The following is a 19,096-nucleotide window of genomic DNA, read 5'->3' as shown; positions in this document are numbered from 1 at the left end:
GCAGCCACCTCCGCGATGTTCCCGGCTAAGCCGGTCGCGTTCGAGCCCGAGCCGATGCGCGGCGCCGAGGGTGACCCCGAACTGCTGCGGATCGACGCGCTGCACACCGCGTTGACCAGCATCGTGCTCGACGGCGGGAATCTCGACCGCATCGCGGGCGAAACCTCCCGCCTGCTCGAATTGGAAGTGCTGTTCACCACGACCGACGGCAGGCAATGGGCGAATGCCCTGACCGATGCCACCACGGAGTCACTATCCGAGCGGGAACTGCTGGACATGACCGGGCGGGCGCGGGTCGAGCGCCTGGCCCACCCGGTCGGCGTCCACGACGGCGAGATCCTCATGGTGCGCGTCGCCGCAGGCGGCGTCGAGCTCGGCCGACTCATCGCGGTCCGGTGTTCGGGGCCGATCCGGCCCGCCGACGTGCAAGCGCTGGAACGGGCGGCCGCGGTGGCGGCGCTGCTGATCACTCGCGAGCAGGCCGTGACCGCGGTGGAGAACAAGTACCAAGGCGACCTGCTGCGCGACGTGCTACTCGGCAGGACCGGCGACGAGCAGTACGTGCTGCACCACACGGGTGGTTTCGGCTGGGACCTGCAACGGCCGTCTGTCGTCATCGTCGCCATGCTCGACCGCGACAGCCTGACCGTGGACGAAACCCAGCGTCGGCGCTGGCACGAACGGTTCGCCGCGGGCTGGCGCAAGGTGGCGCAGGAGACGGATCCCGCAGCAGCGTGTGTGGACTACAGCTCGGAAGTCGTCACGATAATGCCTGCCGCGACCGTGGACGAGGCCGCCGAGATCGTGCGGCAAGCCACCCGGGACGTCGCAGGCGATCGCGGCGGCGGCAGGCGGCCCTTCTCGGTCGGCGCCAGCAGGCGCACCGAAGGGCTGCACGATCTGCCCGAGGCCTACATGCAGGCGCGCCGCGCCCTCGACGTCGCGCGGCGGACCTCCGAAGGTTCGACAATCATGCACTTCGACGAGCTCGGGCTACACCGCCTGATCGCCCTGATCGACCGAACGGAAGAACTGCGCACCTATGTCGTCGATGTCCTCGGCCCGCTTGCCGAGGACACCGAGGAGGCCGCTGGGCTGCGCACCACACTGCAGACGCTGCTGGACACGAATTTCAATCTCGCGCAGGCCGCGCGTGAGCTGTTCTTTCACTACAACACGTTGCGCTACCGCCTCAGCAAGCTCGAACGCCTACTCGGGCCACTGACCACCAACCCGCGGCTGCGGCTGAACGTCGCCGTCGCACTACAGGCATACGAGTTCGCGCACTGAGTTTGTTGATCAGGAGATACGCTCTGGTGGGGCGGCGGGTCGATGGCTAATGCCGATCAACGCGCCGCCCCACCAGCGTATGTCGCACGGTCAGTTCTGCGGCCACCGGTAGCCGGTGGGGTTGTCGCCGTGGTCGACGATCGCGGCGACCGTACCGCCACCGGAGGGACCCTGGTGCACGGCTGCGACCGACACGAACGACGCCGGGTCGCCGGTTACCGCAGCGGTGACGCCGCCGACGGTTGCCTTGATCTGGCGGTGCCAGTGCACGTCGGAGTCATCGAGCATGATGTTGCGACGGCCGCGCACGCTGCCCGTCGGGTCGGCCTCGCACTTGAGGAACGCGCCGACCAGGCGGCCGTCCAGGTCGCTGTAGTGTGGTCGATCCGGCAGGGACAGCCCGGCGGAACGAATCGCCGACCAGATGCCGTCGCCGTCCAGCGCGTCCTGCATCACCGAGTGGCCTGCCTGGAACCTGCCGCCGATGCCGGTCGCGTTGCCGACCACGACGATCTGCGCGCGGTCGAGCTCCACACCGGACGAGCAGCTCGCGACCGAGGAGTACAGCGACAGGTCGCTGTGGATCTGTTCCGCGGTCGGCTCATCGATCTCGCCGAGCGCGACGGCGATACCGAGCGCGGTCGTCGAGTTCGACACGTCCATCGACTTCAGCGTGTCCTCGGTGAAGACGTCGTGGCCGCGGCTTTTCGCATCATTGATGGTGTCCAGCACCAGCAGCGGTGTCTTGGTCTGCACATAGTGCACGTCGGAGGCCGAGGTGATCCCCGCCGCCTTCATCGCCGCCCGCACGCCGTCGGCGACCTTGCTCACCATCGCCGGCCTGCCGATGTCTTCGGGAAGGATTTCCTCGCTCATGGTCACGCCGACCGTCACCCGCGGTTCATCGCTGGGTTCGTAGCGGCCTTGTGGCGCGTAGGCGAAAACCGTCGCGTGCGGCGAGATGACGCCGTCGGTGCCGCCGGACCACACCAGCGGTACCTGCTTGACATCTGCCAGTGAGCGGCTGCCCTTGTCCAGCAGCACCTCACGGAACGCACGGTCGGCGAGAATGCGGGTGTAGTCGTTGACCCCACCGTTGCCTTCGGTCTTGCCGACGACGGCGAGCACGTCGTCGGCGGCGAATACGCCCTTGTCGATCAGCGTGGCAAGACCAGATGCATCCGTGACGCTCTCGATCGCCACCTTGTGGACCTCGACTGGTCGTGTCATACCTTCCATCCAATCTGGTTTCTCCGGTGAACAACCCCCGTCCCTCGAGCCAACAGATCCGCAAGGACGAGCAGACGACTCCACCGTAGGAAGGGCACCCGGCGAATACCGTCGGCAAAAGTTGCCGACACCACTTCCGATTGTTGGTCAAGTTTCGCCACTCTCCGGCGACCGGCTACTCGTGGATAGTTCATGGTGAGTACAGCAAGTGCGTCGCGCGTCGCGCAGCGGTGCGCCTGCCAACGTGCCGAGCGTGAGGAGGTTCCGTGAGCGAGTCTTTGGCCGATGTCGGGGCCGCTGTCGAAGGAACGGCAAGGACAGCCGACGAACAAGACGAGTCACGCTCGCAGCGGTGGCTTCGCGAGGTACTCGATGCGGGCTCGTTCCTGCCGTGGCAGGCTCCGCAGAGCGTGCTCAGCGATGTATCCGATTCCCCCGGCTACCGTCAAGAGCGTGCCGGTGCGGCCCAACGCTCAGGGGTTGACGAGTCGATCGTGACCGGTGAGGGGCTCATCGGCGGCCACCGGGTCGCTGTGGTGTGCAGTGAGTTCTCGTTCCTCGCCGGGTCGATCGGCCGCGACGCGGCCGGACGTGTCCTCGCCGCGCTGCAGCGCGCGACAACCGAGGGACTGCCGGTGATCGCCGCACCGGCATCAGGTGGGACCAGGATGCAAGAAGGCACACCAGCGTTCCTGCGGATGGTGTCGATCAGTAACGCGGTCACCAAGCACAAGGCGGCCGGCCTGCCGTACCTGGTGTACCTGCGCCATCCCGTCACCGGCGGTGTGCTGGCGTCGTGGGGTTCGCTGGGCCACCTCACGTTCGCCGAGCCCGGTGCGCTCGTCGGCTTCCTCGGGCCGAAGGTGTACCGCGCGTTGACCGGGATCGATTTCCCACGTGGTGTGCAAATCGCGGAGAACTTGTACGAGCACGGCATCGTCGACGCCGTCGTTACCGCTGACGAGTTCGCCGCGACCGTCGGCCGGTTCTTGTCGCTGCTACGGCAAGGTCCGGGCAAACCGGACGATGTCGCGACATACAAGTCGCCGGAGCGTCCGGCACCCGAGGCTTGGCACGCCGTCGAATCGACAAGGTTACCTGAGCGTCCTGGAGTGGTGGCGTTGATTCGACAACAAGCCATCGATGTCGTCGAGCTATCAGGCTCCGGGGAAGGCAACCGCGGTGGTGCCGTCGTGCTGTGTCTGGCACGGTTCGGCTCATCCGCATGCGTCGTGGTAGGACAGGACCGCGCCGCGCCCGATGAGGTACCGCTCAACGCGGACAGTCTGGCCACCGCGCGGCGCGGGATGCGACTCGCAGCCGAACTGGGGCTCCCGCTCGTGACCGTGGTCGACACGCCCGGTGCGGTGCTCTCACCAGAAGCCGAGGAGGCTGGGTTGGCCGGACAGATCGCTCGGTGCCTCGCCGACCTCGGCGCGCTGCCGGTGCCGACGCTGTCGGTGCTGCTCGGGCAGGGCTGCGGCGGCGGGGCGTTGGCTCTGCTACCCGCGGACCGTGTCCTCGCTGCCGAAAACGCATGGCTGACACCGCTACCCCCGGAAGGCGCGAGCGCGATCGTGCACGGAACTCCGGACAGAGCGCCGGAACTCGCCGCAGAGCAGCGTATCCACAGCATCGACCTGCTCGAAACCGGAGCGGTCGACAGGATTGTGCCGGAGCAGCCGGACGCGAGTCGCGAACCGGAGACCTTTCTGCGGCGCATCGCGAGAGCCATCGACGTTGAACTCGCGGACATGCCCGCGCACGCGATTCAGGAACGCATCGACACTCGTATGACTCGTTGGCATTCGGTCGGGCTCTGATATCCAATATGGATTTACGATTCTTCCTGGGATGATCGAGTTGTGTCCAGCAACCTCCACGAGGAGATGACTCCGCTGCCGATCCGGCCCGCGAATCGTGACTGGGCGACAGGTCGCGCCAGCAAGAAGCGCAGGTTAGCCGAGGTGGCCGGCCTGGCTGACGGAAAACGTCTGCCGACCCGACGCATCGCCGGGGCTCTGCGCACGTTGGTGCGCAGCGGAGACCGCGTGTTCATCAAGGGAAACAATCAGAAGCAGGCAGACTTCCTGTCGCGCTCACTGGCCGACCTGGATCCAAGCGCTATCGGCAACCTGTGCCAGTTCAGCACGTCATCGTTCAGCAAGTACTGCTAATGCTCGGCTGTGATCCGGCGCACTAGGGTCTCCGCACGGGTGCAAGAGTTCAGTACGGAAAAGAGGGCGTGCCATGTCGATGTTCAGATGGCAGGTTGTGCACGGCGGTAAGACGCCGCCGCACGGCGAGTATGTCGGCCCCATGGAACGGCTCAGTGTCACGCGAACGGCTGGTCTCGGTGCGCAGCACGTGATGGCGATGTTCGGCGCGACATTCGTCTTCCCGCTCATCATGGGGCTCGACGCTAACCTGTCCATCTTGTTCTCCGGACTGTGCACGATCCTGTTCCTGCTGATCTGCCAGAACCGGGTGCCGAGCTATCTGGGTACGAGTGCGGCGTTCGTCGGTGCTGTCGCGACGATCCGGGCCCAGGGCGGTGACTCCGCAGACGTCACCGGGGCGATTCTCGTCGCGGGCCTGGTACTCGCACTCGTCGGGTTATTGATTCACTTCGGTGGCTCCAGATTCATCCACAGTGCATTGCCACCGGCTGTCACCGGCGCGGTCGTCATGCTGATCGGCTTCAATCTGGCGCCCGTGGTCGCCAGTACCTACTGGCCGCAGGACCAGTGGATCGCGCTGATCACCGCCGGTGCCCTAGCGTTCGCGGCGGTACGATTGCCGGGCTTCTGGTCGCGGATCGCGGTGTTCCTCGCGCTGATCTTCGGCTACGCGCTGTCCTGGCTCGCCGACCTGCTCTTCGGCGAGATCACCTCGGTCACCCCGAACAGCAACGGCGAGGCTGTACCCCACGAACGGGTCTCGTGGGACGCGGTCGCGAGCGCGGACTGGTTTGGGTTGCCCAGCGGGCAACTCGCCGACGGTGTCCCCGTCATGCACGCCCCGTCTTTCTCGCTGACTTTCATCCTACTGGCGCTGCCCGGCGTGATCGCCCTGATCGCGGAGAACACCGGCCACGTCAAAGCGGTCTCGGAGATGACCGGCCAGGACCTCGATCCCTACATGGGGCGCGCGATCGGTGCGGACGGTATCGCGACCGCGTTCGCCAGCGCATTCGGCGCCTCACCGACCACGACGTACGCCGAGAACATCGGTGTTATGGCCGCCACCCGCATCTACTCCACCGCCGCCTACTACGCGGCGGCGGGTGTTGCGATCGTGCTCGGACTGTGCCCCAAGTTCGGCGCGATCGTCAGCGCCACCCCCGGTGGAGTGCTCGGCGGCATCACCGTGGTGCTCTACGGCATGATCGGGCTACTCGGTGCGAAGATTTGGGTAGAGAACCGGATCGACTTCGGCGACCCGGTCAACCTGATCGGCCTCTCTGGCGGCCTGATCGCGGGCATCGGCGGCGTAAAACTGGAGATCACCGACAACTTCGCACTGGGCGGTATCGCGCTCGGGACGATCTTCGTCATCGTCTACTTCCACATGTTGCGCGGCAGGCGCTCGCGACGCGACGCTGTCCCCGCAGGCGGGGGCGACGACAGCACGTTCACCGATGCCGGACAGGGCGACTCCGACCTCGAACCGCGATAGCGACAAACAAAACCGCAGTAATCAACGACCGGCCCAGGGCCTGTCGGGAAAGCCTTCTCCTCCGCGACACAACGTGGGCTTTCGCGGCAGGCCCTGGGCCGTCTCGGCGAAACTTACCAGCCATGCGGGCATGCCTCGGCAAGAATTGCCATGTCCGCCACCTCGGCCGAGCGCTTTAATCGTTGCTGTGCCCCGTCGCACGAGCACGCAGGCAGGAGGGAACCGTATGACTCGCCGTATCCGAATCGGTATCGATACCGGTGGAACGTTCACCGACGTCGTCGCCTTCGACGAAGACGCGGGCGAACTCGTCTCGACCAAAACACCGTCCACACCCGACAATCCGGCAGATGGGTTCCTGGCAAGCATCGACAAGGTCCTGACCTCTCTTCAGGCGGATCGATCGGCGGTAGATGCCATCAGCCACGGCACCACTGTGGCGACGAACCAGCTCCTCGAGCGCAAGGTCGAAGGGCTGGGGTTCATCACCACCAGCGGCTATGAAGCGATGCTGGAAATCGCCCGTCAGTCCGTTCCCGACGGTTACGGCAACTCCTACTTCTGGGTCAAGCCGAGCCGGATCGTGCCGCGAGATCTGGTCAAAGGCGTCGAGGGGCGGCTGGAACACACCGGAGTCGAGGTTCGCCCGTTCGATGAGGACGGCGCCCGTGCCGTCGCACGCTGGTTTCGCGACAAGGGCATCAACACACTGGGAGTGTGCTTCCTGCATGCCTACGCCGACTCCTCGCACGAGCAGCGGATGCGCGAGATCCTCGCCGAGGAACATCCCGAGGCGATCGTCTCGCTCTCCAGCGAGGTGCTGCGCGAGTACCGCGAGTTCGAGCGGGCGACGACCGTGCTCGTCGACGCGGCGGTGAAACCGAAATTATCGGCCTACGTCGGCAACATCAAGAACCGCCTCACCGCCTACGGCGACCGCGAAGTGCCGTTCTACGTGATGAAATCCAACGGCGGTGTGCTTTCCGCGGAGGAAGTGGTGCACCAGCCGATCACCACAGTCCTTTCCGGCCCCGCGGCGGGCGCGCTCGGCACGGCGCTGATCGCCAAGAATGCCGGTTTCGACAAGGTGCTGACCTCCGACGGCGGCGGTACCTCCACCGACGTTTCTTTGGTGATCGACAGCGAGCCGACACTGACTACAGAAGGCGCCGTCGGCCAGTACCCATCCAAGATCCCGATGATCGATGTTGTGACGGTCGGCGCAGGCGGTGGCTCGATCGGTTGGATCTCCCCGGAAGGCACCCTCAAGGTCGGTCCGCACTCGGCGGGCGCCGATCCCGGCCCGCTGTGCTACGGCCGCGGCGGCACCGAGGTCACCATCACCGACGCCCACGTCTTCCTCGGCCGTGTGCCGGCGCATCTGCTCGGCGGCGAGATCCCGCTCGATGTCGACGCGGCCCGCAGCGGCATCGAGGCGCTGGCCAAGCAGCTCGACTTGACCCCGGAGGCCTGTGCGACCGGCATCCTGGAGATCTCCGCCTGGAACCAGGCCAACGCGCTGCGTCAGGTCACCGTCAAACGCGGCCTCGATGTCCGGGATTTCGCGCTGACCACATTTGGTGGGTCCGGTTCGCTGCTGCTGTGCAGGCTGATCGACGTGCTCGACGTGCCGACCGTGCTGGTCCCACCGGACCCGGGCAACGTCTCGGCATTCGGACTACTCACCGTGGACGTCAAAAACGACTACGTGCAGACCCACATCGCCCTGGCCGACTCGTTGCGGCCCACCGATGTCACCCGGATCATCGACGAACTGACCGGGCAGGCGGCCACGGCGCTGACGCAGGAAGGCTTCCCAGCCGAGCAGCACCAGTTCGTCCGCTCCGCCGATCTGCGCTACTTCGGGCAGGCCTTCGAGGTGCGGGTAAACGTTCCCGACGGGCCGATCGACGCGGCGACCCTGCACACCGTCGCCGAGGAGTTCCACGCCGCACACCGCGCGCTGTACGGATACGACTTCGCCGGCGACCCGGCCCAGCAGGTCGAGTGGGTGAACCTGCGGGTCTCCGGGCTCGGCCCGATCCGCCAACCCGAGATCCCGACCTATGAGCTGGCCGCGAACCCGGTCGTGACCGAGCTTGAACGGCGGCCGGTCTGTTTCGATGCCGATGACGCTTTCCTCGATACCCCGGTGTATCGCCGAGCCGACCTCGTGCCCGGCACGGTTCTCGATGGCCCGGCGATCGTCGAGGAGTTCGGCTCGACCGTCCCGCTACATCCGGGCTTCACCGCCCGCATCGACGAGTACCTGAACATCATCGTGACCCGGAAGGTGGCGCAGTGACCGCAACGACCGACACCGACTCCCGGCGGGCCCCGACACAGTTCCCGTTCGGCCCGCTTACCCCGGACAACGGCGCGACCGCCGATCCCGTCCTTGTCGAGATCCTGCAGGGTTCGCTGGCCAGCGTGGAGATGGAAGTCGAGACAGCCATCGCCCGGACCAGCCGCAGTCCGATGATCCGCGACGCGCACGACTTCCGCGCCGGTATCCACGACCGGCGGCTGCGCAAACTCACCGGACGCTCTTACTCCGCACTTGTGCACCCGATCGCCCGCGAGTTCCCGATCGAGGAAATGCGCGAGGGCGACGTCTTTTTCCACAACGATGTGTACCGTTCCGAAGGCGGCATCGGGCACCTGCCGGATCTGTGCGTGACCGTGCCGGTGTTCGCGGGCCCCGAAGGGCAGCGGCGCCTGGTCGCGTTCGTGCAAGCGTTCGGACACCACGACGACATCGGCGGCGCTGTGCCCGGTTCGATGCCGTCGAACGCGACAAGCGTGTTCGAAGAAGGGCTGATGGTCCCGCCGATCCGCCTGTGGGACGCCGGGGTGCCGAACCGTGCCGCGCTGTCGATCATGACTCGGAACTCGCGGACGCCCGACTCGCTCGCCGCAGACCTCGACGCCGAGTGCTCCGCCTGCATCATGGGCGCCCGGCGGCTCGGTGAGCTGTTCGACCGCTACGGCATCGACACCGTCGAGTCCTGCTTCGACGCGATCATCTCCCAAACCACGGAGACCTACCGCAGGGAGATCCTCTCCCGCATCCCGGTCGGCACCTGGACCTGGGAGGACTATGCCGAGCACGACGGCATCGACGAGCCCAAGCTGCACGCCCAGCGGATCACGCTGACCCGCACCGCTGCCGACGACCCGGACGGCGAACGACTGATCCTGGACTTCGCGGGCACGTCCCCACAGGCGAACGGGCCCATCAATCACTGCGGCGACTACTCCGACGGGGTTTTCCTGAAGAAGTGGCTCGCGCCTATCCTGCGCAACCTGGCCGATTCCCCCGAGCGAATGGCCGAACTGGACGTCAACGAGGGGATCGTACCGCTGATCGAAATGCGGTTCCCGCCACCCGGCACGCTACTCACCCCGGTATTTCCCGCCCCGACCAACGCCCGCACCTTCGTCATCCTGCGGCTGCTTGGGGTGCTGGCCGGGGTCGTCGCCAAGGCCGTGGACGGCCAGATGCCCGCCGATCAGGAAACGATCCGCTACACCGGCGTGTACGGTGAGGACTTCGAGGGGCGTACGTATCTGATGCGCGAGGTGCTCGGCGGTGGCTCGGGCGGCCGCTACTACGCCGACGGGGAGGACACGATCCATGTCGTCCCGGATTCGCGGAACCTGCCGACCGAATTCACCGAGTCACGGTTCCCATTGCGGGTCGAGTCGCTCTCGCTTGCTGTGGACAGCGGCGGCGCCGGGCAGTTCCGGGGTGGGCTCGGCTACGAGAAGCACATCAGGATGCTCAAGGACGGGCATTTCATGTCTATCGCGGATCGATCCATTCTGTCCTGTTGGGGCGTCAAGGGCGGCAAGGCAGGGCGGCCGTTCGAGGTCACAATCGACCCGGATGGGCCGAACGAGCGTAACGTCGACGCGTTGGTAGACGCCGAGCCGGTCACCGCGGGCGAGGTCATCCGGATCCGCACCACGGGTGGCGGTGGCTGGGGCGATCCACTGTGCCGCGATCCGGAAGCTGTGGTGCGCGACGTGCTATGGCGCAAGGTATCCACCGAAGGCGCGCTGAAGGACTACGGCATCGTGCTGACCGGGTCCGTTGAGAACGACACGCTGTCCTTTGACGCGGCGGCCACCACCGCCGAGCGGGCCAGCCGCACCGAGGCCGACGCCGCGTTCTTCGACCGCGGCGCGGGTTATGCCACGCTGGCGGCAGGCGCCGAACACGCAGCCGTCGACCTGCTCTGATGCGTGTCGCGATTCCCGGCGGACACGGCCAAACCGGCCGGGCGGTGGCTTCGGCGCTCCGGAAGCGGAGAGTCGAGGCCGTTCCGCTCGGCCGGGCCGAGCGGGCGTGCGGCTCGTTCGCGTTCCACGGATGCAGTGCGGCATACCTGATCGCACCGAACATGCACGCCGACGAGCCCGGCTACGTCGCCGACGTCCTCGACGACCTGCGGGCCTGCGGCATCGAGCAGGTCGTCTACCACTCGGTGGCCGCGCCATACACCCCCGACATGCCCCACCATCTCGGCAAGGCACGCGCCGAGGACCTGCTCCGCCGCTGCGGTCTCGCGTGGACGATCCTGCAGCCCGGGGCCTATGTGCAGAATCTGGATCTGACTCGCCCCGTGCGGGTACCCTACGACGTGCATGCCGTGTTCGGATTCGCCGATCTCGACGATGTCGCCGAGGTGGCCGCGACGGTGCTGACCGAGCCCGGTCACACGGGCGCGACCTACGAACTGGCGTCCCGCAGCGCCACCGTCGCCGAACTCGCCGCCGAAGCAGGAGTGACGGCGACGCGGGTGCCTGGCCCGTCGGGGCAAGGAGCGTGGCTGGACGCGATGTTCGCCTACTACGACCGCCACGGCCTGCCGGTCGGCACTCGAACAATGCAGGCACTCCTCGGCCGTTGAGTCGCGGGGCTTACGAGCTATCCGGAATTTCGGAACGTTATGACAGCATGACTCCTGTGTTGACCATTGGATTGCTGGGAGGGATAAGCTGGAGTCCAGCGCGCAGTACTACCGGTTGGCCAACGAGCTGGTCCGTGATCGGCTCGGAGGGCTGCACTCGGCAAAGTGCGTGCTGTTGCCAGTCGATTTCGCCCAGGTTGAAGCGCTGCAGGCCGCATCACGCTGGGATGAGGCCCGGGCAATACTGGTCAGGGAAGCCAAGCGCGCCGAGGCCGCCGGCGCCGACGAGGTAGCGCAGCGCGGAGGTGCGGCCTACGCCACCTCGTCCTGCAAGCCCCGGCACCGGTGGTCGCCAGCATGTTCGGCTACCACGACAAACACGGCGACCCCAGGTGTTCACGTCCACGCGCGCGAGTCCCCGCGGCCCGCCGTACCCGCGCTCGACGCCACGGCAAGCAGAGCCGGGCAAGCCTGGCACACCCATATATACATAATGCACATTAAAAACATGTCCGCTGAGATGCCCGTCTCCTCCGCACGCACCGACATCGGTCCAGTCACCGACCGCGCCGAATACACCGGTGAGATCACCTACCTGACCAAACACGGCCGCCGCGCCGCCGCCGTCGTCTCCGCCCAAGCCGCCGAACTCCTCGAAGACCTCGACGACCTGGAAACAGCCCGCGACCGCCTCGCCGCGATCGATTCCGGCGAAGAACAGCCGGTCCCGTTCGTGCGTCGCACCCAGCGCCGGAACACCTGAGTGCGCTACGAGATCAACCTCGTACCCCGCGCCGAAAAAGAACTCGACGAGCTCGCCCGCAAACAGCCCGGCGACGCCGCCGCGATCGAAGACGCGATCGAAGACGCGATCGAAAATTTCGCCGAATACCCCCGCCTGGCACGCCGCGATCGCCTCCCCAGCTCACTCAGCGACTCATGGTCCGGCACCCACGGCGCACCGTGCCCAGGGGCCTGAGTAGCAGCGGTACAGGATCCGGGTCTGGAGAAGAACCGTGAGGAATTGAACGACAGCGAGCATCGTTGCTGGTCCCGCCTGAACAACCAAGGGCTCCAGCGAGACTCGAAGCGAGCTGGGGCCGGTCACTCGCGCGCGCTGCCGGAAGCGCCGAAGGCGTCGCCGTCCTGTCCCGCCTCCTCGGGTGGCTGCAGCCCGTTGCCGGTCAGTCCGTCGATCATCGCGGTGATCAGCTCGCTGCCGTGCTGCGCAGCCTGACTCAAGCCGTGTTCGAGCCGGAACAGCTGCTGGAACGCGGCCGCGTAGGCGCGTTGCTCGGCCAGCGGGAGGCGCGGCAGCTCCACTCGCCGCACGTCCAGACGCGACATCGACGACCCGCTGCTCAGGGTGGCGTTGGCAGAGTTGCGCAGGAAACCGGCCAGAAACCACGGGTCGAGTTGCTCCGGGTTGGGGCGCAGCAACCACAGGTGCGTACCGAGCACGGCCTGCTCGTCACCGATCACGCGGCTGGTCAACTGCCCGCCCAGCATCGGCAGCACCACATCGCCGGGCTGCAGCCAGACGGGCTCGCGGGTTCCCGACCCACCCCAGGACCCCGACGGGGCACCACCCTGGATCACGTCGCGCGAGGTCAGGGCCGTGAACAATCCTTCCTGCTCCTCGCGGGAACCGGAGCCGCTCTGCTGCAGCAGCGTGAGAGCACCGATGCGGGCCAGCTCGTTGACCGTGGTGGACGGCGCGGGCGGTTCGGTCCGCGCAGTCACCTCCGGAACGTGCTGCGGCACCTGCCCGAGCACGTCGAGCAGCCGATCCCGGGTCGTGCGGATACCGTCCACATCGGTCTCGGGCGCCGAAGCCAGGTGCCGGGCCGGGGTCAGGTTCACCTCGTCGTCGAGCAGATCGATCGCGGGCACCACCCGCAACTCCCCCGGCTGCTCCGCGCACTCGCCCGTGGAATCGAACTCGCGCCACGCGGGCAGCACCAGGTCCGACACGGCCCGCCAGTCCGGGCCGCGCGCAGCCCGCGCCCGTGAACCGTCGGCCATGAGGATCCCCCCGGGCTGTGTCGCCGCGGAAGAACGCAGCACCCACAGCACGGTCAACGCCGACGAGGTGGTGAACGCCCCGGCGGGCAGCGCGATCACCGCGCGCAGCACACCGCGCCGCACCAGTTCCGCGCGGATGCGCCTGCCCCGCGCCTGCGTCCCCACCGCGACGGGCAGGGCGAGCACGGCGACCCCCTCCCGTTCGAGATGCGACAGCGCGTGCTGCACCCACGCCAGCTCCGGGGCCGAGCGAGGCGGCAGGCCGTACTCCCAACGCGGGTCGAACTGCAGCTCCTCGAAACCCCAGTCCTTGCCACCCCACGGCGGGACGCACAGCACCGAGCCGAAGGTCTCGCCCGGGAAAGCATCGGCACGCAGGGCGTCGCCCACCTCGATCCGGGGCACGTCCTCGGAGTGCAGCCACAGCGCCGCCCTCACCAGTTGCACGGCCTGCCGGTCCGGGTACTGACCGGCAACAAGCGCCCCTTCCGAGCCGTTTCGCAGCGCGGGCCGCAGCAGCTCGCCGGCATGGCAGTGGGGATCGAGGACCGTGGTGCCCCCCGCGAGGCGATACATCAGCTCCGCCAACTCCGGAGGAATCCTCCACGAACCGCCATGCCGAGCCGACCCCTCCACGGCGGACGGAACCAGCTCGTCGAAGACATCCGGCTCGTCGGCCACCCGGTCGAGCAGCCGCAGCAACGTCGCCCACGTCCGATCCGGTGTGGGCAGCTCGATGGGCACTTGCTCGGGCCGCATCGTGGCAATGCGTTCCCGAACCGCCTCGACCAGCGAGGCGTCATCGGCGAGCACCTCGTCGCCGAGCTCCTCGGTCAGCTTGCCGCCCCGGCTACGCAGGTAGCACAGGCCCACCGCGAACAGTGCCAACGCCGCTCCGGGGGGCGTGCTGCCGCGCAGCACATCCAGCGCGCGCCACAACTCCTCGCGCAGCGGTAGCTCTCGGAGCTTGCCCTGCTCCCGGAGCCACGCACGAGCTTGTTCGGCGTCGAACAGCGGACTGCTCGTCGTGCCCGCGACGGGTTCGGGGAAGTCCGCGTAACGCTTGCGCCAGTTGCTCACCGCTGCCCGGCCCACGCCCGCCAGGCGGGCGATGTCCACCGCGTTGATCGTGGCGCCGGAACCCGCCGGCGCCCCCTCGTGCTCGGTCACACCGAAAACAGTAGCACACCAAAGATGTGTGTTGACAACGTTCACATGGCTATGGTTATCTCTTGTTGTCAACGAGAGAGCAGCGCCGGTGCGACCCACCGGACATCGCTCCGTCAGCCGCAGCCCCGCCCAGCAGGGACCACCGCGGAAGCCACACAGCACTCCGTTCCCCAGCACGACCAAGGAAGAGCCATGTCATATCCGCAGCAGCCTGCCGCCATGTACCCGCAGCAGCCCCAGCCGCCGCAGCCGAAGAAGCGCAAGAAGTGGCCGTGGATCGTCGGCGGCTTCGTGCTGATCGTCTTCCTGTTCGCCGCGGCCAACGGGCAGGAAACCACCACTCCCTCGGCGGAGTCGGGCACCGAGGCGAAGTCCGCAGGCAAGCAGAAGTCACCGGAAGCGGAGCAGAGCAACGCAGGCGGCGTGACCCGCCTCGAGTTCGGCGAGACCCACACCTGGAGCGGCGGCGAGGCCATCACGGTCTCCGCGCCGGAGGAGTACACCCCGTCCAACCAGTTCCTGCAGGCCCCGGAGGGCAAGCGCTTCGTCGCTCTCGACGTGACCATCGCCAACAAGGGCGACGACGAGTACAACGCCATGTCCACCAAGCTCACCGCCCAGCACAACGGGCAAGTGGCCCAGCAGAACTACGCGGCCGGCGACACCCTGCCCGACGTCGAACTCCCGCCGGGAGGCTCGACCACGTTCACCTCGGTCTACGAGATCGGCGAGGAGGCCGGAAAGCTGCAGATCTCGGTGCAGCCGAACCCCTTCGCCGCCGAGACCGTGTACTTCTCCGGCCAGTTCTGACGGATTCCGGCGGCCGGGCGGGTCCTGCCGCCCTGCCCCGCTGACCCATCGAGGGTCCTGCCGCGCTCCCCCTCCTGCCCGACAGGACCCCTGCCCCCCCACGCTCGCGCGGCGGTGCGCGAGCTCCTCAACGCCGAAAGGCGGGAAACCCGATGGTCGAATCACCCCACGGCACCGACGAACACGGCGGCGACTTCGTCCGGCTCCGGAAACTGGCCCACACGTGGATCCCGTCCCAGCAGGACGTCGACAACGCCGTCGGCAACCTCCGCTCGGCCATCGCCGAGTCGGCCCGTCTGCTGGACGACTCCCTCCTCGGTGAGGACCGCCGCACCGATCTGCTCCGGCAGGCCCTGGAGTTCCACCACCGGCACGGGGAAACCTCGTGTCCGGTCTGCGGCGAGGGAACTCTCGACGAGGAATGGGGCCGGCGCGTGCTCGACCAGCTCGCCGACGACCAGGCCAGGCTGACCACCGTCCGGCAGGCCCGCAACGCGGTCGGCCAGCACGCCCGCATCGTCCGCGAACTCGTCGCCCGGGTCCCCGCCTTGACCACGCCCGACACCCTCACACTGTCCACACTGGCCCGCGCGCAGGCGGCACACACCCGGTGGGCGCAGCTCCCGGACGACAACGCGGCCCTGCCCGAGCACGTGGCGGCCACCTACCCCGAGCTGGCCGAAGCCACCGCCGCGTTGCGCGCCGAGGCCACCGCGGCACTCGCCGAGCTGCTCAACATCCGCCCTCGCGGCTCCCTCGGCGACACCACGCACACCGAGAACCTCGCCCGCACCGCCGCGACCGCCGCCTGACACCACTCACGAAAGGAACGAAGCAATGACCGAGCCGAACCCATACAGCCAGACGCCGAACGTGCCCGCCATGCCGCACCAGCCGCCGCACCCCGGCGCGCAGCCTCCGGCCGTGCCCGGCGAGCCCGCCGCGTTCGGCCTCGCCATGAAAAACCGGCATCCCGTGGCCGCGTGGCTGCTGTGGCCGTGCCTCACACTCGGCATCTACGTCCTGGTGTGGTACTACAAGATCCACAAGGAGATGGCCGAGTTCGACCGCCGCCGGGCGGTTCCCACGGCCGGGCCGGTGCTGGTGCTGCTCCTGCTCAGTTGGACGATCATCGCGCCCCTGGTGAGCTACTACAACTGCGGAGACCGGATCCGCAACGCCCAACGCGCCGCCGGACTGCAGGCCACCTGCTCACCCGGTGCCGGCACGGTGCTGATGCTCGTATTCGGCCTGGGCGTTCTGTACTACCAGGCGGAACTCAACAAGATCGCCGACTCCTACGGTGTCGGCGAGGGCCAGCAGGTGCCCTTGTTCGTGTGAGGTGATCCCCGCGGGCTCCGGCGCCGGGGCCCGCGATCCCACCGGCCATGTCTCGCTTTCTCCACCTCGAGCCTGCCCCGTGCCGTCCCGGCGCGAATCTCCTCCCGAAGGCGGCTCCGCTTCACCGCAGCACACTGCACGATCCCGGCCGTTTCCGAAAGAAACACCGTCCTCATTCGACGACACCGACGGCACACAGCTCCCGGAGGGAAGGAATGGGTCAACGCAGATGGTTCGTCCGCAGGTACGTGGCGAACTCGCTTCGCGTGATCGCACTGCCGGACAACGAGCATGCGAAAAAGCCGGGAAACCGAGCGGAGTCGCGCGACGGCGCCGGATCCGGCACCGGACACTCGAAAACCGAGTGGCGCGTCTGCCCCTACTGCGGCAACGACGCCCGCTTCAACCGCCGCAACGCCACCTACTCCCCCCACACCTCCGACGACTCCGGCGAGCAGTGCCGCCGACCCGGCCGGTGAGCAGGGCGATCGCCTGCTCTTCCCGCCGGAGCGCCCCTTCACGACAGCGTTCATCACGATTCAGGAGTCCCCATGTCACTCAGCATCGACGCCGACCGAATCACCGCCGGCCGCCGCTCGGACACCTACCTCGCCATGCGCAGCGTCCAAGGCGGTCGGGTCGTTTACAGCACACGCGTGCCACTGCTGGACCTGGACAAGATCCTGCCCGTACCGAATCCGAACCAGACCGACCCGGACAACCGCAAGGTCAACACCCGCCACGCCAAGTCCTTCGGCGACTACATGACCACACATCAGAACTGGGTCGCCCCCACGCTGCTCGCCCGGGACAACGGCGGATGCACGTTTCAACCACTGGACGACGGTGATCACCGGGTTGGCTATTTGAACATCCCCTGGGCCACCGGATCAGTCGGTGCGCTCAGCACCATCGACGGTCAGCACCGGATCCTCGGCACCCGCCTGGAAACGCAGCGCCTGTCGGAAGAGATCAACAAGGTCGAGCGGGACCTGACGCGCACACGCTCCGAGAACCGGATCGCCACACTGCGCACCAAACTCGAACGGCTGCGCGCATCCCTGGACAGATTGCAGCAGGAAGCAATCGGCCTGGACATCTATGTCGAACCCGACTCCGTGCAGGCACGGCAGATGTTCGTCGATGTCGCCGACAACGCCAAGGGCATCTCCACAGCACTGCGTGCTCGTTTCGACGGGTCGAAAATCGTCAATCGCACTCTGGACCGGGTCATCGACCACGCCTTGCTGAAAGGCCGAGTCGACCTCGAACAGGACCGCATGACCCGTAACAGCGTCAACCTGCTCGGAGCCAAACACGTCGCCGACCTGACAAAGGCGGTCGCTGTCGGAGTGGGTGGCCGGGTCAGCAAACGCCGGGAATCGGAACTGTCCGACGAAGCAGTGGTGGAAGAGGTGCACGGCTTCCTCGACAGCATCACCACGGCGTTTCCGGATCTCGCCGATGTCGCGGATGGCACACTCACCCCGACGGACCTGCGAAGCCGATCGCTGCTGGGCTCCGTCGGCATGCTGCGGGTACTCGCGGGTACTTACCGGGCACTCCGCGAGAAGGATGTGGCGGAAAACGACATCGCCGCGTTCTTCACCACGCTCGCACCGCACATGGCCGCACCGGTTCCGGATGACGGGATCTGGCGCCGCACCGAGGCAGGTCGTGATTTCGAGCAGGCTGCTTCGGCACCCGTCATGCGCACGCAGAACCTGCAGCATCTCGCCACCGTTGTGACCTCGTGGTACCCGAACGCCCCACGGGCATGACTTCCGACTACGCGACGGCCGGGAGTGGGCAAGGCTGCTCGTTCCCGGCCGGAGTCGATGGATGCGGGAAATCCACAGGATCGCTCGATACGGGATTATCGATGCCGCAGCGCCGTGGTGAGATCTTCGCCAGCCCTGGCCTTGCCGGAGAGCAATTCCCGTGCTCCACCGAGGAAATCCTCAACGAAGGCGATCTCCGGCCCCGGCATCGAGTGACTACCGGGACTGCTCGGCGAGGGCTTTGATGCCGTGCAGCGTCTCCTGCATCGCGGCGCGCAGGTCGGCGAGCCGGTGCTCGATGATGGCGTCTTCCTTGTCCGGAATGTCCTCGATGGCCAGGTCCAGCCCGGAACGGGCCGGGCCGAGCCGCGCGGCGTGCCGCAGCCGGGTGCCGCCTGCTGCGGGGGTGAGGTCGAACCGCCAGGTGGCCATCGGCGCCTGCGGGTCGGTCGCGCCGTTGCCGTAGCGACCGTCCGGATCCAGCACGGCCCAGGCGAACGCGCGCGGCGCCTCCAGCTCGACCACCTGCGAGACGGTGCGCCACTGGCCCAGCGCCTGATTGCAGTTGTGGCCCTCGAAGCGGGCGCCCAAGCCCAGCCGGTCGGCACCGTCCAGCCACCGCACGCGCTGCAGTTCGGGGCTGAACCGAGCAGGCAGCTCGATATCGGTCACCAGCTCCCACACCCGATCCGGATCCGCCTCGACGTGCACCTCGCACTCCACCCTCGGGCTGTTCCCCTCACGCACGCCGATCTCCTCTTGCCACTTGATCACTGCTTCACGGCGAGTATGCCCCACCGGACGGCCTATGAGGCCCGAAGTTTTCGGCACAACTTCGGACCGAGCGCATCGCGG

The 19,096-nt window shown here is 67.3% G+C and carries 17 protein-coding genes; 14 read left to right on the top strand and 3 right to left on the bottom strand.

From position 1 onward, the window contains the following. Positions 1-15 precede the first annotated feature (15 nt). Entirely contained in the window at positions 16-1,290 is a 1,275-nt protein-coding gene (locus DFQ14_RS04190) for a PucR family transcriptional regulator (RefSeq protein WP_158546653.1), read from the top strand. A 90-nt stretch (positions 1,291-1,380) separates the two neighbouring features. Here the strand turns inward: DFQ14_RS04190 and bar are convergent, their stop codons facing one another. Further along, the gene (bar, locus tag DFQ14_RS04185) at positions 1,381-2,520 is read right to left on the bottom strand and encodes a barbiturase (protein WP_114451730.1); all 1,140 of its coding nucleotides are present in this window, start codon (positions 2,518-2,520) and stop codon (positions 1,381-1,383) included. Between the two features lie 386 nt (positions 2,521-2,906). On the opposite strand from bar, the gene DFQ14_RS04180 reads away from it, so the two are divergent. From DFQ14_RS04180 to DFQ14_RS04140, 8 genes are all read left to right on the top strand, one after another. Beyond that, on the top strand, positions 2,907-4,343 hold the full coding sequence (locus DFQ14_RS04180) for a carboxyl transferase domain-containing protein (protein WP_114452107.1): 1,437 nt from the start codon (positions 2,907-2,909) through the stop codon (positions 4,341-4,343). 42 nt (positions 4,344-4,385) lie between these two features. Then, positions 4,386-4,697: a malonate decarboxylase subunit alpha gene (locus tag DFQ14_RS04175; protein WP_114451729.1), complete on the top strand. Its 312-nt coding sequence runs from the start codon at positions 4,386-4,388 to the stop codon at positions 4,695-4,697. Positions 4,698-4,776: 79 nt separating this feature from the next. After that, complete coding sequence (locus tag DFQ14_RS04170) at positions 4,777-6,198, top strand: uracil-xanthine permease family protein (protein WP_114452106.1); 1,422 nt, start codon at positions 4,777-4,779, stop codon at positions 6,196-6,198. Positions 6,199-6,424: 226 nt separating this feature from the next. Beyond that, a complete protein-coding gene (locus tag DFQ14_RS04165; RefSeq protein ID WP_114451728.1) occupies positions 6,425-8,503 on the top strand; it encodes a hydantoinase/oxoprolinase family protein in 2,079 nt (692 codons plus the stop codon). Next, complete coding sequence (locus tag DFQ14_RS04160; RefSeq protein WP_114451727.1) at positions 8,500-10,443, top strand: hydantoinase B/oxoprolinase family protein; 1,944 nt, start codon at positions 8,500-8,502, stop codon at positions 10,441-10,443. Before DFQ14_RS04165 ends, DFQ14_RS04160 begins: the two co-directional genes overlap by 4 nt. Next, positions 10,443-11,114 (top strand): SDR family oxidoreductase, encoded by a 672-nt coding sequence (locus DFQ14_RS04155; RefSeq protein ID WP_114451726.1) that lies wholly within the window; start codon positions 10,443-10,445, stop codon positions 11,112-11,114. The genes DFQ14_RS04160 and DFQ14_RS04155 overlap by 1 nt, the downstream gene beginning before the upstream one ends. 508 nt (positions 11,115-11,622) lie before the next feature. Beyond that, on the top strand, positions 11,623-11,877 hold the full coding sequence (locus tag DFQ14_RS04145; RefSeq protein ID WP_158546652.1) for a type II toxin-antitoxin system prevent-host-death family antitoxin: 255 nt from the start codon (positions 11,623-11,625) through the stop codon (positions 11,875-11,877). After that, positions 11,878-12,093 (top strand): type II toxin-antitoxin system RelE family toxin, encoded by a 216-nt coding sequence (locus tag DFQ14_RS04140; protein ID WP_114451725.1) that lies wholly within the window; start codon positions 11,878-11,880, stop codon positions 12,091-12,093. 125 nt (positions 12,094-12,218) lie between these two features. Here the strand turns inward: DFQ14_RS04140 and DFQ14_RS04135 are convergent, their stop codons facing one another. Then, the gene (locus tag DFQ14_RS04135; protein ID WP_114451724.1) at positions 12,219-14,309 is read right to left on the bottom strand and encodes an N-6 DNA methylase; all 2,091 of its coding nucleotides are present in this window, start codon (positions 14,307-14,309) and stop codon (positions 12,219-12,221) included. 192 nt (positions 14,310-14,501) lie between these two features. On the opposite strand from DFQ14_RS04135, the gene DFQ14_RS04130 reads away from it, so the two are divergent. The 5 genes from DFQ14_RS04130 to DFQ14_RS04110 all read left to right on the top strand — a co-directional run bounded on the left by DFQ14_RS04130 (position 14,502) and on the right by DFQ14_RS04110 (position 18,241). Continuing rightward, entirely contained in the window at positions 14,502-15,119 is a 618-nt protein-coding gene (locus DFQ14_RS04130) for a DUF4352 domain-containing protein (RefSeq protein ID WP_158546651.1), read from the top strand. A 152-nt stretch (positions 15,120-15,271) separates the two neighbouring features. Then, positions 15,272-15,931, top strand: coding sequence for a hypothetical protein (locus DFQ14_RS04125; protein ID WP_114451722.1), 660 nt, complete (start codon positions 15,272-15,274; stop codon positions 15,929-15,931). A gap of 25 nt (positions 15,932-15,956) precedes the next feature. Further along, a complete protein-coding gene (locus DFQ14_RS04120; protein WP_420810131.1) occupies positions 15,957-16,460 on the top strand; it encodes a DUF4234 domain-containing protein in 504 nt (167 codons plus the stop codon). A 215-nt stretch (positions 16,461-16,675) separates the two neighbouring features. Continuing rightward, positions 16,676-16,939 (top strand): hypothetical protein, encoded by a 264-nt coding sequence (locus DFQ14_RS04115; RefSeq protein WP_141921290.1) that lies wholly within the window; start codon positions 16,676-16,678, stop codon positions 16,937-16,939. Between the two features lie 72 nt (positions 16,940-17,011). After that, positions 17,012-18,241, top strand: coding sequence for a DNA sulfur modification protein DndB (locus tag DFQ14_RS04110; RefSeq protein ID WP_114451720.1), 1,230 nt, complete (start codon positions 17,012-17,014; stop codon positions 18,239-18,241). Positions 18,242-18,457: 216 nt separating this feature from the next. Here the strand turns inward: DFQ14_RS04110 and DFQ14_RS04105 are convergent, their stop codons facing one another. Next, positions 18,458-18,988, bottom strand: a complete 531-nt coding sequence (locus tag DFQ14_RS04105; protein ID WP_114452103.1) for an SRPBCC family protein — start codon at positions 18,986-18,988, stop codon at positions 18,458-18,460. Between the last annotated feature and the right edge of the window lie 108 nt (positions 18,989-19,096).

This window comes from Halopolyspora algeriensis (genome assembly GCF_003337235.1).
Classification (GTDB): Bacteria; Actinomycetota; Actinomycetes; order Mycobacteriales; family Pseudonocardiaceae; genus Haloactinomyces; species Haloactinomyces algeriensis.
Note: the sequence above shows the minus strand (reverse complement) of the source record. Positions and strands in the feature narration are given on the sequence as shown.